Origin of the sequence: Embleya sp. NBC_00888, from assembly GCF_045207655.1 — a bacterium.
GTDB lineage: Bacteria > Actinomycetota > Actinomycetes > Streptomycetales > Streptomycetaceae > Embleya.
Map to the genome: position 1 here is coordinate 5,520,400 of NZ_CP108785.1, position 15,511 is coordinate 5,535,910.

At 72.9% G+C, this 15,511-nt stretch carries 9 protein-coding genes; all 9 read left to right on the plus strand.

Annotation, left to right across the window (positions count from 1 at the left end; translation table 11 throughout):
* Positions 1-54: 54 nt before the first annotated feature.
* The 9 genes from OG948_RS58590 to OG948_RS58630 all read left to right on the plus strand — a co-directional run bounded on the left by OG948_RS58590 (position 55) and on the right by OG948_RS58630 (position 15,508).
* Positions 55-1,116, plus strand: coding sequence for an IS3 family transposase (locus tag OG948_RS58590; protein WP_331773648.1), 1,062 nt, complete (start codon positions 55-57; stop codon positions 1,114-1,116).
* A 53-nt stretch (positions 1,117-1,169) separates the two neighbouring features.
* Entirely contained in the window at positions 1,170-3,116 is a 1,947-nt protein-coding gene (locus OG948_RS58595; RefSeq protein WP_406300846.1) for a hypothetical protein, read from the plus strand.
* A 1,479-nt stretch (positions 3,117-4,595) separates the two neighbouring features.
* Positions 4,596-5,414, plus strand: a complete 819-nt coding sequence (locus OG948_RS58600; protein WP_331773219.1) for a hypothetical protein — start codon at positions 4,596-4,598, stop codon at positions 5,412-5,414.
* Positions 5,415-5,872: 458 nt separating this feature from the next.
* Positions 5,873-6,349, plus strand: coding sequence for a pilin (locus OG948_RS58605; RefSeq protein ID WP_406300943.1), 477 nt, complete (start codon positions 5,873-5,875; stop codon positions 6,347-6,349).
* 452 nt (positions 6,350-6,801) lie between these two features.
* On the plus strand, positions 6,802-8,577 hold the full coding sequence (locus OG948_RS58610) for a conjugal transfer protein TrbL family protein (protein WP_406300847.1): 1,776 nt from the start codon (positions 6,802-6,804) through the stop codon (positions 8,575-8,577).
* A gap of 77 nt (positions 8,578-8,654) precedes the next feature.
* Positions 8,655-9,647, plus strand: a complete 993-nt coding sequence (locus tag OG948_RS58615; protein WP_331773221.1) for a PrgI family protein — start codon at positions 8,655-8,657, stop codon at positions 9,645-9,647.
* Positions 9,644-11,908, plus strand: a complete 2,265-nt coding sequence (locus OG948_RS58620; RefSeq protein ID WP_406300848.1) for a VirB4 family type IV secretion system protein — start codon at positions 9,644-9,646, stop codon at positions 11,906-11,908. The genes OG948_RS58615 and OG948_RS58620 overlap by 4 nt, the downstream gene beginning before the upstream one ends.
* Positions 11,905-14,364: a type IV secretion system DNA-binding domain-containing protein gene (locus OG948_RS58625; protein WP_331773222.1), complete on the plus strand. Its 2,460-nt coding sequence runs from the start codon at positions 11,905-11,907 to the stop codon at positions 14,362-14,364. The genes OG948_RS58620 and OG948_RS58625 overlap by 4 nt, the downstream gene beginning before the upstream one ends.
* A gap of 181 nt (positions 14,365-14,545) precedes the next feature.
* Positions 14,546-15,508: a replication-relaxation family protein gene (locus OG948_RS58630; RefSeq protein WP_406300849.1), complete on the plus strand. Its 963-nt coding sequence runs from the start codon at positions 14,546-14,548 to the stop codon at positions 15,506-15,508.
* The last annotated feature ends 3 nt before the right edge of the window (positions 15,509-15,511 follow it).

The window sequence follows — 15,511 nt, forward strand, 5'->3', positions numbered from 1 at the left end:
ATTCGCCACCGGCAGCCCGGACACGAGCACGGGCGAGAAGGCCTGACGGTCGACATCGGCACCTCCGGCGGGTTCGGCGAGGCATTCGAGGCCGCCCGTGAACGGGCCCTGGAGGACCTGACGCCGACGATCGGCCGCGCAAGGGCGTGCGCCGCCGTCGGCGTCAACCGCGCCACCTGGTATCGCCGGCACCGCCTCTCACCTGCCCCTCCGCGTCCGACCCGCGAGCGCAAACGGCACCCGCGGGCCTTGACGGCCGACGAGCGCGCGACGGTGGTGGCGACGTTGAACTCGCCGAGGTTCGCCGATTCGGCCCCGGCCCAGATCTGGGCCACGCTGTTGGACGAGGGCGTCCACCTGTGTTCGGAGTCCACGATGTATCGGATCCTGCGCGAGCGCGGCGAGGTCCGCGAACGCCGACGCCAGGCGACCCACCCGCCCCGCGTGAAACCGGAGTTGATGGCGGACGCCCCGAACACGGTGTGGTCGTGGGACGTGACGAAGCTGCGCGGACCGGATCGGCGGGTGTTCTTCTGTCTCTACACGATGATCGACATCTACTCCCGATACACCGTGGGCTGGATGGTCGCGGATCGCGAACACGAGGAACTCGCACGACAGTTCGTCACCGAGACCGTCACCCGACACGACGCGGACGAGACCCGGTTGACGATCCACGCGGACCGCGGAGCCATCCAGACTGCGAAGTCGGTGGCCGAACTCATGGCCGAACTCGGCGTCTCCAGGTCGCACTCGAGGCCCAAGACCTCCAACGACAACCCGTACTCCGAAAGCCAATACAAGACACTGAAGTACCGGCCGGACTATCCGACGCGGTTCGCTTCCATCACGCACGCGCGCGAGTGGGGCGCGGAGTTCTTCGACTGGTACCACCACGACCACAGGCACTCCGGGATCGGCTACCACACGCCCCACGACATGCACCACGGCCTGGCCGAAGTCGTCCGCGAAGTCCGAGCGGGCACGCTCGCCGACGCCTACCGAGACCATCCCGAACGATTCGTCCACGGACCTCCCGAACCACCGCGCATTCCCACCCATGCGTGGATCAACAAGCCCACCGAACACCGAGAACACGCTCCGGCACAGCGTTAACCATCAATATCTGCCTTGATCGCGTTGACAGGTTCCGCGGGAACGCAACTGTCGTGACGGCATTGCGTGAACGCGCGGAGGCCCTGGGAGCGGGCGGCACACGCGCCTGGGCGGCCGCAGCGGACCTGTGGGGAGCACTGGCGCGGGCGATACCGGCGCTCGGCAGCGAGGCGGGGGATCGCATCATGGCCATCTGCGAGGACCTCGGCTCCTCCGACGGACTGGGCGCCGTCGACGTACTGGCCATCGCCGCGTCGGCGCTCGGCCGGCTTCCGCGCAGCCGGCATGCCGCGGCCCGCAGAACGACTCGGGACGCACTGGCCCAGATCACGCAAGCGCTGGCCGATCCCGACGCGTTGTCCGACGACGATCAGGCGCACCTCGGCCGCGAACTGGCCGGAACCCTGGTGCGTCTCGCCCAAGCGGTAGACGACACGGCACCCACGAGGAACGCCCTCAACGACATCGACCACCTGCTGCGGTCCTTGCCCGAGCACATGCGCGTCGGCGTACTCGGCGACATCATCCCGGAACGGGCCTGGCTACTCGCCGAAGCCGGCGAGGAACGCAGGGCACAACAAGACAGGGAAGCCTCGATCGCAGCCAAGGAGCAAAGGAATGCGGAGCGCAGGAAGAAGGACACCGAACGAAAAGAACTGAATGCGTGGCGAAACGAGGATAGAGAGACGCGAACGGAACCAGCACGCACACAGAGGAAGGCGACGGACGCCCCGGCAACCCCACGCGCGCACACGCATCGACCGTCCACGGGCCTCCGCCCCTTCGGCGACGGACAGCGCGCTGACCACCTCCTTCTCCTCCAAGAGGCGGACGATCAACTGAACGAAGGCAATCTCCTGCGCAGCCGGGAACTACTGGAGACCGCGCTGCGACGCTCCCCCCTCTCGCCCCCTCATCCGCCCGTCCCGCGTGATTGGACGGTGAGTCTGTCCCAAGCCCTGGGATCGGCAGGCGAATTCAACGCCGCCGAAGCGCTCGCCGAATGCCTGCCGGGCACACCGGACCGTGTGCTTCACCTGTCGGCCCTCTCCCTCGGGTGCTCTCTCGGCGGCCACACGGACGCGGGAGACCGCTACGCCCATGAGGCAGCACGTCTGGTGACGGGCGATCCCGATCCCGGCCTCACGAACGTCGTAGCGCGAGCACTCGCCTATGCCGGCGACGGGCCCGCTGCTTCGGCCACGGCAACGGGCCGTACCGCAACGGAGAAACGGCAGGTGCTGACAGCCGTTGCAGCCGGACTCATGCGTCACTGCCCAGAGGAAGCGGCACATATCGCCGAATCTCTCACAGAGGCCCTGACACGCCGGATCGACGCCGGAAGCCCCTTCCGGACCCTGCCGGAACTGGCAGCCCTCCTGCTCGCCTATCCGGACATCCGGCAACCAGACCCGCGACTGCTCGAAGCAATCCGGCTAGCCTCGCTTCGAGTGGCCGATGCGCCCCCGCCATGGCACGCACCGTCGATGACCGTTCTCTTCATCCTGGAGCGTTTTGGCTGCCTTCCGGAGGAAAGCATCGACGTCGTCGCGGGCATGACGAACAGATGGCAGCGCTCGATCCGGCCGGGGGAAGAGCCCTGCGCGGAGCTCGCTGTGCTCTCCGCCCTGGACGGTGGCACCGTCGCTCTCTGGCGCCATGCCGAGGCGGCCCGCACCCCAGACAGGCGAGCGGCGGCGCTCTGTGCAGCCGCCACGTACCTTGCGGGCGCCCCGATTGCCCTGGCCACGGACAGCCGGGCCGAGGACAGGGTGGTCCGGACCTGTCTGGCGCTCGTTCGGACTTCTGACGAAGGCAGTCCGCCCGCCCAGGCGACGGCTCGACGCATCGTACGAAGCCTACTGAGAACCGAATCGTGGACCCACACGATCCCGCTGTTCCCTCAACTTGCTCCTGGGGCACTGGGGCACCTGAGCCTGATCGCAAGAGACGTCGGCTGGCACCCACGGAGGGACCAGGCTGCACCATCGAACCCCTGACTCGATGGTGCAGCCGCGGCCGGCAGCAGGTGCGCGGGGAGCGGTTCAGATCCGGACGTCCGGACGTCGGGAACCGGGTCCATCCCCGCGTGCGCGGGGAGCGGGGCGTCGCGCGTGGCGAAGTAGGTATCGAGGCGGGACCATCCCCGCGTGCGCGGGGAGCAGGGTTTCGAGGAGACGGACGGACGTCTGAACGGGGGACCATCCCCGCGTTCGCGGGGCCAACACGGCCCGGCCCCTCACGGCGCAGTCGATCGTGGGACCATCCCCGCGTGCGCGGGGAGCAGACTCGGTGATCTGCAGCTTTAGTTCCCAGGGGGCGCGTTTTTGCATACTTTCGCTGAATCGGTCATTAGCCCTTATTTCTCTCATTTCCTTGCTGCAGGAATGTGGTGTCCGCAGTTGCGTATGCCCCGTGTTCACGGTGTGAGCGATCCAGGCGGTCGGGGTGCTCGGGCTCGCAGTCAGGCTTCGATACTCGACTGCCGCCCTGATCTGGCGAGGACGTCGGGCTTGCCGAGATTGGGGCCACCGGAACCCGCCAGGGCAACGACCTTCCCTTCAAGCGGAAGGCCTGCCGCCTTGCCGTATCGCAAGCATCCCGTACGGCGCGGTCGTGCGTGGCTTACTGCGTCGGATGTCGGGGATTCGATCGTGACAAGTGCGAGAGTCCGAGGTCCCGGATGACACGTCGTTTCACACCCTCGCCTACCAAGGGGCGGTGGTGCAAGGCGTGTTCGCCTACGTGCGGCTCGGCTGTGGCGTCGGGGCGATCACGTGGCGTCGGTCGGTGTGTTGCCGCTGGTCGGGGCGTGATGTGCACCCTGCGAGCACTCTGTGTCCCCGATGCGCCGCGGGGGCCGGACTGCACGTCGTGGATCGCGAGGACCTGGCTGTCGTTGTCGAACGACATGGGATCGGTGCGGCCGGTCGGGCCGCTTGGGCGTTGCGGGCCGGAGTGTCGTTTCGGGTGTGGGCCGGGTCGACGGCGCCGGCCGCCCGGTTCCTCGACATCCATGTGTGGCGGGCCCGGTGTACGGCGGAGGACGGTGTCGTCGCTCGCAAGGATTTCGACCGGGGACTGCCGGCCCTTCGGCGGGCGGGGGACACCCCCGTCGTCCTGGGGCGGGTGGATACGACCGACGGCACGCACCTCGTTTTCCTGACCGCCGATCCGGGCTCGTGCGTCGCAGTTGCTGTGGCTCCACGGCTCCACGTGCGCGGCTCCGGGTCGCGCGCCACCCGACGCCGGGCACCCCTTCGGGGTTGCTTCCGTGCAGGTGGGGCCGTGATGTGCACCCTGCGGGCACCCTCGCCGCGGGGCTGATCGACCCGCCCGGGTCCGGGCACGCCCCGCGCGGTCTCCGTGCACCCCGCGTGCCTCGGGCCCGGGGTGCTCGCAGGGTGCGCGTGGGGTGCGGGGGTGGTCGGTGACATGGACGACGTCGCCCCTCCACCTCCACTCGTCGGGAGTCGTCCATGTCGTCGTCCACGCGTTCCACCGCCGCGCCCGTGTCGGGTTCGGCGAGTCCGTTGCAGGTCCTCGAGGCGACGTTCCGCGCGCTGTCCCGGGGTTCGCGTCCGTTGACGTTGCCCGCCGATCTGGTGGCGCCGGTGATGGACGTGGCGCCGGGTCGGCGTCGTGTGTGTGTGGACCGGGTCCGTGCGCAGCTGCGCGGCCCGCACGCCTCCGCCCTCGCGGAAGTGGTGTGGCCGGAGTTGATCCGGCGTGCCCGGCGTCCGCACGCGCAGCAGTGGGTGGTGGTTGCGGCGGCGGTCGCGGCGCCGAGTCTGCGCCGGTTGATCGCCCGCCGGTCGTGGCGGGGGTTGGTGGAACGCGCGGATCTGGAGCAGGAGATGCTCGGCGCGTTCCTCCAGGCCCTCCTGGCCGCCGACCCCGACGACCCGCGGGCGTATCACGGGTTGCGGCGGGCGGCGGACCTGGCCGCGTACCACCTGATCGAGGACGCCCGGCAACACGCCCGCAACACCGTCGCGCTGGAGGCCGAGGCCGCCGCGCGGCGCGCGGAGGAGGCACTCGCGACCTCCGCCCCCGCCTCCACCTCGGGCGCGGATCCGGCCTCCGGCCCGGGTGCGGCGGAGGGCCTGCTGGAGCGGGCGGTGAGCGCGAACGTGGTCTCCGTCGAGGAGGCGGAGCTGATTGCGGTCACCCGTATCGACGGTGTTCTGGTGCGGGAGTTGACCGGCGGGTCCCCGGCGCGGATGCGTGCCGCCTACCGGCGGCGTCGGGCCGCCGAGCACCGTCTGCGCGAGGCGATCACCGCCGAGGTGATCTGACCGGCCCGGTCCCGCCGTCCGTCATGTGATGCCCGTGCGGGTGTCGCGGACTGAGTCGTTCGACTCCATTACCGGTGAGGGCGTTCGCCCGGGCAGGAGCCCGCGGCCTTGGCCCTGTCCCCTCGGCGCTTCGGGTTTCCGGCGTCGTCACCGTGGTTCGTCCGGCGGGTGTCGCCCGTCTCGCGCTGACACCCGAGTTCCGAGCCACTCGAACTCCTCGAGGAGGAGGTGGCCCGGAGCGGCCCCGCCCGCCGGGCGGACCCCGACCCCCGCCCACCCGGATCGAGGTGGTCGACTCCCCGTCCCCTGCCCCGTCCCGCCGTCCTTCCCGGAGGTTTCCGATGCCCCACCCCCGCCCACGAACCCAGCCCACCCGGCCCTCCCGCACCGCCTTGCCCGACCGGTCCGCCCCGTCCCGCCGGTCGGCCCGGTTCGCCGTTCTCGCCCGGTTGACGCGTGTGGGCCGGTTTCGTGCGCGGGGGCGTCACCGCCGTCCCCGTCCCTCGTGGTGGCGTCGCCCTGCGTGGTGGCGTCCCTTCGTCACCCGCGAGTTCGCCTTCACCGTCGCGTTCATCGGGCTGCTCCTGGTGTTGTTCGGCCCGGATGCGGCGTTCGCGGCGAACAGCATCCCTGCGGTGATCGACAACACCCGGAACTGGATCGTGGGGATCGCGGCCGGGTTGGCGACGCTGTTCCTGACCCTGGGCGGGATCCGCTATCTCCTGGCGGGCGGGGACCCGGGGGAGGTGGAGAAGGCCAAGGGCGCGTTGAAGGCGGCGGCGGTCGGGTACGGGATCGCGATCCTGGCGCCGGTGTTGCTGGCCGTCCTGCAGGGCATCGTCGGCGACCCCGGTACCGCCACCACGCCGCCGGAGGTGCCGAAACCCTCCACGGTTCCGGCGGCGGTCGCCGGCGCGTTCGCCCTGCCGGCGTGAACGCGGCGCCGGGACGCAGCGCCCCGTCCACGCGACCGGGGACCGGGCGCGCAAAGCAGCGGACGGGGTTCCTTCGTGCCGGCCTGACGGTGTCGGCTCTCGTGGTCCCGGCCCTGGTGCTCGGCGCCGTCCTTCTCGTCGGGGCGAACCCGGCTGCCGCGGAGCCGACTTCGATGAACCCGGCGATCGCCGCCGCGCCCCGAGACCCCGCACCCCCGACCGCCCCACCCCCGACCACCCCGCCACCCACGACGCCCCCGTCCTCGAGGCCCCCGACCGCGCCGGCCACGGCCGCGCCGTCTGCCGGGACGCCGTCCGTCCCACCCGCCGGTACGACCCCGCCGAGCACACCGCAAGTGCCCGGGCCTCCCGGCCCGGTGCCGCCGGGGGCGGTTCCGGTGGCGCCGGCGTCCTGGTGGGATCCCCGGGACTGGTTTCGCGCGGGCGGGCCTTTGGACGTTCCGAAGATGTTGTGGGACGCGATCGGGAATCTCCTGGGCGGTCTGGTCGCGCAGGCCGCGCAACCCCTGCTCGATCTCCTGGGTCACACGCTCCTGCACACTCCCGACGTGGCGGCGAACGGCCCCGTGCACGAGTTGTGGTCGCGCAACCTGGCGCTGGCGACGGCCCTGTACGGCCTGTTGATCATGGCGGGTGGGTTGTTGGTGATGACCCATCAGACGGTCCAGACCCGGTACGCGGCCAAGGACGTGGCGCCGCGGATCGTGGTGGGGCTGGTGGCGGCGGCGACGTCGCTGGAGGTGATGAGCCGCCTGATCGAGCTGTCCAACGCCCTCGCCCTGGCCGTGGTCGGCGAGGGCGTCGACGGCGCGGGTCTGGCCCAGCAGTTGATCTCCCCGCTGTTCAACCCGGGGAACGCCCTCTACCTGATCGTGATGGCCCTGGTCGCGCTGGTCCTGCTGGTCGGCCTGCTCCTGGGCTTCGTCATCCGCATCGCGCTCGTGATGCTGCTGGCGGTGGTGGCGCCGCTGGCCCTGGCCGGGCACGCGACCCCGCTGACCGAGGGCATGGCGCGGATGTGGTGGCGGGCGTTCGTCGGCGCGCTGGTCATGCAGTTCGCCCAGTCGGTCACGCTGATCGTCGGCCTGCGGGTGATGTACGCCAAGGGCAACACCATGTTCGGCACCCCCACCGCCGACGGGCTCTCGGCGATGCTGACCGGGATCGCGCTGTTCTGGATCCTGTTGAAGATCCCGGCGTGGGTGGGCCGCACGGTGTTCGCCGGCTCCGGGATGTCCGCCCCGCACCCGGGGTCGGGGCCGGTGGGCCGCATCCTGCGAACGGTGGCGTCCGCGTACCTGCTGGGCCGGTTCCTGCCGCAACTGGGCGGCGGGGGCCGGGGATCGCGCGGGCTCGGCGGCCGTCTGGGCCGGCACCTGTCGCAACGCGGCGGCGGCCCCCGACCACGCCCCGGCTCGCCGGGGCCGGGGCGGGGGTCGGGGGGCAGGCATCGTCGCCCCGTCGGCCCGTGGGACCGGGAGAGTCCGCCCGTGGGGGCGCCGACCGGCCGGCACCGCCGCCCGGAGGGCCGCCACCGCATGCCCGGCACCCCCAGGCGTCGGGAGCGTCCCACCACCGCGGCCCCCACCGGCCGGCACCGCCGTCCCGACGGTCGCCACCGCGCACCCGGTGTGCCCGGCCCGGAGAGCCCCGCCACGACCGCTCCCACCGGTCGGCATCGTCGGCCCGACGGCCTGCACCGCGCACCCGCAACCCCCGGCCGCGAGGAGAACCCCTCCGGCGCCACGGCGGCCGGTCGACACCGGCGGCCTTCGGCGCAGGCCTCACCCGCGCGCAAGACCACGCCCCGCAAGACCACGCCCGCCGCACCCGCCCGACCGCGCCGCCCGACCACGCCCCCGGCCGGGGCCCGACCGCAACGACCGACCCGGCCTCCGGCCGGGGGTCGACCCGAGCGCCCGACGCGACCTCCCGCGCCGCCGTCCTCGGCCGGCGGCGGTGGGGAGCCCGCGGCCGGTACGCCGGCTTCCTCCTCGCGTCCGCGTCCGGCGCCGCCTCGGCGGAGCCGCCCGCCCACTCCCGGGCGTGGCGCGGCTCCGCCTCCGGAGCGGGCGCTTCCGCGTGATCACCCCGACGTCGAGGCCCCGTACGGAGGTTGGGGACCGCGACCCGCTTCGACGCCGCAACCCCCCGTGCCGCGCCCGAGCCGTCCACCGCGTCTGCCGCTCGACGACCAGGACTCCTGAAACCCACACCCGCACCCCGCGCCCGAACCTGCACCACGACCACGTAATCCACACCCCGTATCGGGAGGTGAGCAGTCGTGCCCGGACATCGCACGGACGAGGACGACGAGTACACGAGCGTTCGTATCCCCGCCGACATCGAGAAGGAGGACAAGCTCCTGGGCCCGTTGACCGCCCGTCAGATCGCGGTCCTGGCCGCGGCGGCCGCGCTCGCGTGGGGCGGGCGGCTCCTGACCCAACCGTGGCTGGCGCCGCTGGTCTATCTGGCGTTGATCGCGCCCACGGCCCTGTTGCTGGTCGTCGTGGTCCTGGGTCGGCGTGACGGGGTGGGTCTGGACCGCTGGCTCCTCGCGGGCCTGCGCCATCTTCGAGGCCCCAAGCACCTGGCCCCGCCCCGTGATCGCGACGCGGATCCGCCCGACGACACCCCGGCCTGGCTGGGCCCGGACTGGGTTCGCCGGTCCAAACCGCGCCCGGAGCCGTTGCGCACGCCGGTGCGCGAGGTGACCCGGGCCGGGGCGGTCGATCTGGGCGAGGACGGGCACGCGGTGATCGCCGCCTGCTCGACGGTGAACATGGCGTTGCGCACCAACGCCGAACAGCAGGCGCTCACCGGCGCGTTCGGCCGTTTCCTCAACTCGCTGACCGGGCCCGCCCAGATCGTGGTCCGCGCCCAGCGCATGGACCTGGGCCCCTACCTGTGGGGCCTGCGGTCGCGGGCGCCGGGCCTTCCGCACCCGGCCCTGGAGGAATCCGCCCTCGCCCACGCCGACTTCGTCCAGGCCCTGGCCGCCGAGCGGGATCTGCTGGTGCGCCAGGTCCTGCTGGTGCAGCGGGAGAAGGGCCGCCCGAGCGGGCGCGCGGAGCAGCGCGTGTTGGAGGCCGCCCGTGCCCTGGGGCCCGCCGGTGTCGGCGTCGTCGCCCTCGACGGCCCCCGCGTCCGCGAGGTGATCGCCTCCGCCGCCGACCCCGACAACCCCACCCCCACCGCACTGCACACCCTCACCGACACCACCATCACCGGCCCACACGAGCGCCACGACCACGACTTCGACGGGGAGTTCCTGTGAGATCCCTTCCACGCCGCCCCACCCGCCCCCGCCTCCGCCCCGGCTTCCCTCGTCGCGGCCTCGTCCGCCGTCGTCGCCCGGTCGAGGCGGAGTCGGGCCCGGCGACGCCGCGCGAGTTGTTGCCGGACGCGGTCGTGGTGCGGCCGCGCATGCTCGGCGTCGGAAGCCACGTCTCGTCCACGCTCGTGGTCACCGGGTACCCGGTCGAGGTGGGTCCCGGTTGGCTGGAGCCGCTCCTGGCGTATCCCGGGCGCCTGGACGTGGTCCTGCACGTCGACCCCGTCCCCGGGCACGTCGCCACCCAGCGCCTGCGCAAGCAGCGCGCCCGCCTGGAGTCCACGCGCCGTCAGGACGCGGACAAGGGCCGCCTGGACGACCCGGAGACCGAGGCCGCCGCCGCGGACGCCACCGATCTGGCCTACCGGGTCGCCCGCGGGGAGGGGAAGTTGTTCCGCGTGGGCCTGTACCTGACCGTCCACGCCGACGACGAGACCGGTCTGGGGGAGGAGTTGGGGGCGGTCGGCGCGATCGCCGACTCCCTCCTGTTGCGTACCGTCCCCGCCACGTTCCGGGCGTTGCAGGGCTGGATCTCCACGCTGCCGTTGGGTGTGGACCTGATCGGGGCGCGCCGGACCATGGACACCGCCGCACTCGCCGCCGCGTTCCCGTTCGCCTCGCCGGATCTGCCGACCGCCGACCCGGCCGATGCCGCCGCCCCCACCGGCGGGGTGTTGTACGGCATCAACACGATGAGCAGCGGTTTGGTGATCTGGGACCGGTGGGCGCAGCCCAACCACAACTCCGTCACCCTGGCGCGCAGCGGCGCGGGCAAGTCCTACCTGACGAAACTCGAACTCCTTCGGAGTCTGCACAACGGTGTCGAGGCGGCGGTGATCGATCCCGAGGGCGAGTACGTGCGCCTGGCCGGCGCGGTCGGCGGCACGGTCCTGACCCCGGGCGCGCCCGGGGTGTGCGTCAACCCGTTCGACCTCCCGGCGGCCCCGCGTCGCCGTGGTCGACGCACGAAGGGCGAGGCGGCGGAGGCGGTGGGCGGGGATGTCCTGACGCGGCGGGCGTTGTTCGTGCACACCCTCCTGGCGGTCCTGCTCGGGGGTTCCACGACGGCGGCGGAGCGCGCGGTGTTGGACACCGCGATCATGGGCGCCTATCGCACGGCGGGCATCACCGCCGACCCCCGCACCTGGGGCCGCCCGGCACCGCTGCTGTTCGACCTGCAGACCGCGCTCGTCGACGCCGACACGCAGACCGCGCACGACCTGGCGGCGCGGCTCGCGCCGTACACCACCGGCACCCACCGCTCCCTGTTCGAGGGCCCGACCACCACCCGGCCCGAGGGGCATCTGGTGGTGTGGAACCTTCGCCGGCTGCCGGACGAACTCAAGTCGGTGGGGATGTTGTTGACGTTGGACGCGATCTGGCGCCGGGTCACCGACTCCGCCGATCGGCGTCGGCGGCTGGTGGTGGTGGTGGACGAGGCGTGGCTGCTGATGCGCGAGGGCGAGGGCGGCCGGTTCCTGTTCCGGATGGCGAAGGCGGCCCGCAAGTATTGGGCGGGCCTTGCGGTGGTCTCGCAGGACGCCGACGACGTCCTGGGTTCCGATCTCGGGCGGGCGGTGGTGGCGAACTCGGCCACGCAGATCCTGTTGCGTCAGGCGCCGCAGGCGGTCGACCACATCGCCGACACCTTCGGCCTCTCCGCCGGGGAAAGCGACTTCCTCCTGAGCGCCGACCAGGGCGAGGGCCTGCTCCTGGCGGGCACGAGCAGCCGGGTGTCCTTCGCCGCGCTGGCCGCCGCCGGCGAACACGCCCTCGTCACCACCGACCCCGCCGACCCGGCCGACGACGAGGACACCACCGACACCGACCCCGACCACGGCGACGCCGACTTCGACCCGGAACACGACGACGAAAGCCACGAGTTCGACGACGACCTCGACGACGACACCTTCGACGACCCGGGTGAAGAACTCGAAGGTGACGTGTTCGACGACGAGGGCTTCGACGAGGACGAGGACGTCGACCCTCTCCACGGCTTCGATCGGGCCGACCCGGACGAGAGCCCCTTCGACCAAGGCGCCGACACCGCCGAACGCGTGGACACGGACACGGCCGCGGGCGGGCCCGGGCCCGATGCGCTTCGCGACGACGGCGGCTCCGACGTCCGCGGTCGTGTCGACCCCGGCGGCGCTTCGCGTATGCCCCCGCGTCGCGCCCGCTCCGCCCGCAGGACGTCCCGGTGACCCCCACGCCCGCGCCGCCGGCCAACGCGCCCGACGGTGGCCCATTGGGGCGGTTCCTCACCGCCCCCGGCGCATGGTGGTCTGGCATCACCGACTCCGCCCGGGCGGCGTTGACGACCTACGCCCCGATCACCCTCCCGCTGCTCCTGGCGTGCGTCCTGGTCGCGGCCGGCGCGCGCGGCCGGGTGCGGAAGTGGCGGCACGCCCGGTGGGCGGACGGTGCCCGGTGCATCACGATCCTGGCGCCTCCGCGCGTGGACGCCTCCGGCGGCGAGGCCCTGTGGCGCCAGTTGTCGGGTCTGGCGCACCCGTGGTGGAAGCGCATGCTCCTGGGCCAGTTCCATCTCGGTTTCGAGTACGCCTGGACCGCCACGGGCCTGACCGTGCGGCTGTGGCTCCCGGGCACGGTCCCCGAGTCGCTGGTGCGCCAGGCCGTTCAGGGGGCCTGGCCCGGCGCGCACACCACCACCGGACCGGCCGAACCCGCCCTGGTCCCCGGTCACATCGCCGTCGCCGGCGCCCTGCGCCTGGCCCGCCCGGAGGTTCTGCCGCTGCGTGACAGGCACGACGCGGATCCGCTGCGCGGTCTCCTGCAGGCGGCGACCGGCATGTCGGGCGACCAACGGGCACTCGTGCAGATCCTCGCCCGCCCCGCCACCGGACTGCGCCTGCGACGGGCCAGGGCGGCGGCCCGCAGGCTCAAGGCCGGCCACCACCCCGGCGGAAGGCCCACGGCCCTGCGCACCCTGGCCACGCGTGGCCAGGCGCGCTCGGGTTCCGGCAAGGCGGACCCGGCGCATGCCCTGGAGGTTCGCCACGCGGCCGCGAAACTCGCCGGCCCGCAATGGGCGGTGAGCATCCGCTACGCCGCCACCACCTCCACACCCGCCGCCGTGGTGAAGCGAGGGGTCGGCGCGGACGCGGCCGGGGCCGGTGGCGCCGGCGCGATCGATGCGGTGTTGCGGGGGCGGGTGCACGCGTTGGCGACGACGTTCGCGATCCACTCCTGGGAGAACTGGCTCACCCGCACGCGCCTGCGCCGTCCCGAGCACGTCATCGCGCCGCGTCGTTTCGACGGTCCCGGTTCGTTGTTGTCGGTGCCCGAACTGGCGGCGTTGGCCCACCTGCCGTTGGACGCGGACGCCCCGGGCCTGGCCCGCGCCGGGGCGCGCTCGGTCATCCCGCCGTCGCGGATCCCGGTGCCGCGCCCGGGCGGTGACGTCAAACCCCTGGGCATCTCCGACGCCGGTCACCCACGCGGGGTGGGGTTGAACGTGCGTGACGGCCGGCAGCACCTGCACGTGGTCGGCGCCACCGGCTCCGGCAAGTCGACGCTGTTGGCGAATCTGGTCGACGACGACGTGGCGCGCGGCCGCGGGGTGGTGGTCATCGACCCCAAGGGCGACCTGATCACCGATCTCCTGGATCGTCTTCCGCCGAGCGCGGCGGATCGGATCGTGGTGATCGATCCGGACGACCCGCACACCCCGCCCAGCCTCAACGTCTTCGAGGGCGACGACATCGACGTGGTCGTGGACAACGTGACCGGGATCTTCCGCCGGATCTTCTCCAGCTTCTGGGGCCCGCGCACCGACGACATCATGCGCGCCACCTGCCTGACGTTGATGCGGCACGCGGCCGCGACCGGCGACGTCGTCACCCTTGCCGACGTCCCCCGATTGTTGGGCGAACCCGCCTACCGCTCCCGCATGATCCCCACGGTGCGGGACCCGGTCCTGCGCGGGTTCTGGACCTGGTACGAGTCCATGTCCGAACCCAGCCGCGCCGCGGTCATCGGGCCGGTGCAGAACAAGCTCCGCGCGTTCCTGCTGCGCGGCTTCGTCCGCCAGACCATCGCCGCCGGCCCCTCCACCTTCGACCTCGACCGGGTCCTGGACGGCGGGATCTGCCTGGTCCGCGTCCCCAAAGGAGCCCTCGGCGAGGAAACCACCCGCCTGCTCGGGTCGTTCGTCGTCGGCAAGGTCTGGCAGGCCGCCGCGCGGCGCTCGCGCATCCCCGAACACGACCGCATCGACGCGTCCCTCGTCATCGACGAGGCCCACAATTTCCTCACGTTGCCGTATCCGCTGGAGGACATGCTCGCGGAGGCCCGCGGCTACCACCTGAGCATGGTCCTGTCCCACCAGAACCTCGCCCAACTCCCGGGCGACCTGCGCGAGGGCATCTCCGCGAACGCCCGCAACAAGCTGTACTTCCAGGCGAGCCCCGAGGACGGCAAGGCGCTGGAGCGCCACGTGCAACCCAACCTGGGCGCCCACGACCTCGCCCACCTGGGCGCCTACCAGGTCGCCGCACGCCTGCTCGTCGACGGCGCCTCCACCCCCTCCTTCACCTTCACCACCCACCCCGCCCGCGACCCGATCCCGGGCCGCTCGAAAGCACTGCGCGCGGCCGCGCACCGCCGCGTCGGCGGCACCCGCAACCCCACACCCTGACCCACCACCCACAGCGCCCAGCGCCCGCGCGCCCCGAGGCCCGCCCCGGAAACCCGGGGCACCCGGAGCGCAGCCCCGACGAAGCCGGAGATCCCTCATGGCCACTCGCCCGCACACCACCGCGCGCCCCGTCCGCCGCCGCACCCGCGCCACCCGAGGGCGGGGTGGCGACGGTGTCGGTTTGACGGCCCGTCTGACCGCCCGGGACCGGTGGCTCCTGCACGCGCTGTTCGACCACGACGTGTTCACCACCGCGCAGATCGCCCTCGCCACCGGCACCGGCACCCGCAGCACCCAGCGCACCCTGCGCCGCCTGTACGACCTGGGCGTCCTGGACAGCTTCCGTCCCTACCTCGAGGTCGGCTCCGCGCCCGAGCACTACACCCTGGGCCCCGCCGGCGCCGTCGTCCTGGCCGCCGAACGGGCCGTGGACCTGAAGGCGTTGGGGTGGCGGGCCGACCGCAGCGCCCGCATCGCGCACTCGCCGTGGCTGGGGCACGACGTCGCCCGCAACGACCTGATGGTGCGCCTGGCCGCCGATCACCACACGGACGCCGCGCGGCGGTTGACGTTGTGGGCGTGCGAGCGGGTGTGCGCGACGTTGTGGGGCGACCACGTTCACCCCGACGCCTACGCCCACTACCGCCACCACCCGCCCGGCGACCCCGGCCGAGGCGGGGGCCGGGCGGTGGCGTTCTTCCTGGAGTACGACACCGGGACCACCGCGCTCGCCCGCGTGGACGCGAAACTCGCCGGCTACGCGGGCCTGGCCGCCTCCACCCACCCGCCCACCCCCACCCTGGTGTTGATCCACACCTCCACTCCCCGCCGCGAGGCCGCCCTGCGCAACCGCCTCCAGCCCACCGCGACCACCCTGGGCGTGCCGGTGGCGACCACCCACCACGCCCTCACCGACGGCGGATCCCCCTCCGACGCGGTGTGGTTGCCGCTCGCGGGCACCGCGGCGCGCACCGCCCTGCTCGAACTCCCCACCCACTACCGGCACCCGGGACCGGCGCCCACGGCGCCCGGCACGTGGACGCCGGATCCCGACGACGAGTCCAACCCGGGCGCCCTGCGCTGGCCCCCCGCCCCGCCGCTGCCGCCGACGCGCACCGCCGTGCCCGGCCGGGGGAGGGGGTGAGCT

Coding starts and splice junctions, on each gene's coding strand:
- OG948_RS58600 (WP_331773219.1), top strand. CDS start 4,596: ATGTCGTCGTCCACGCGTTCCACCGCCGCGCCCGTGTCGGGTTCGGCG.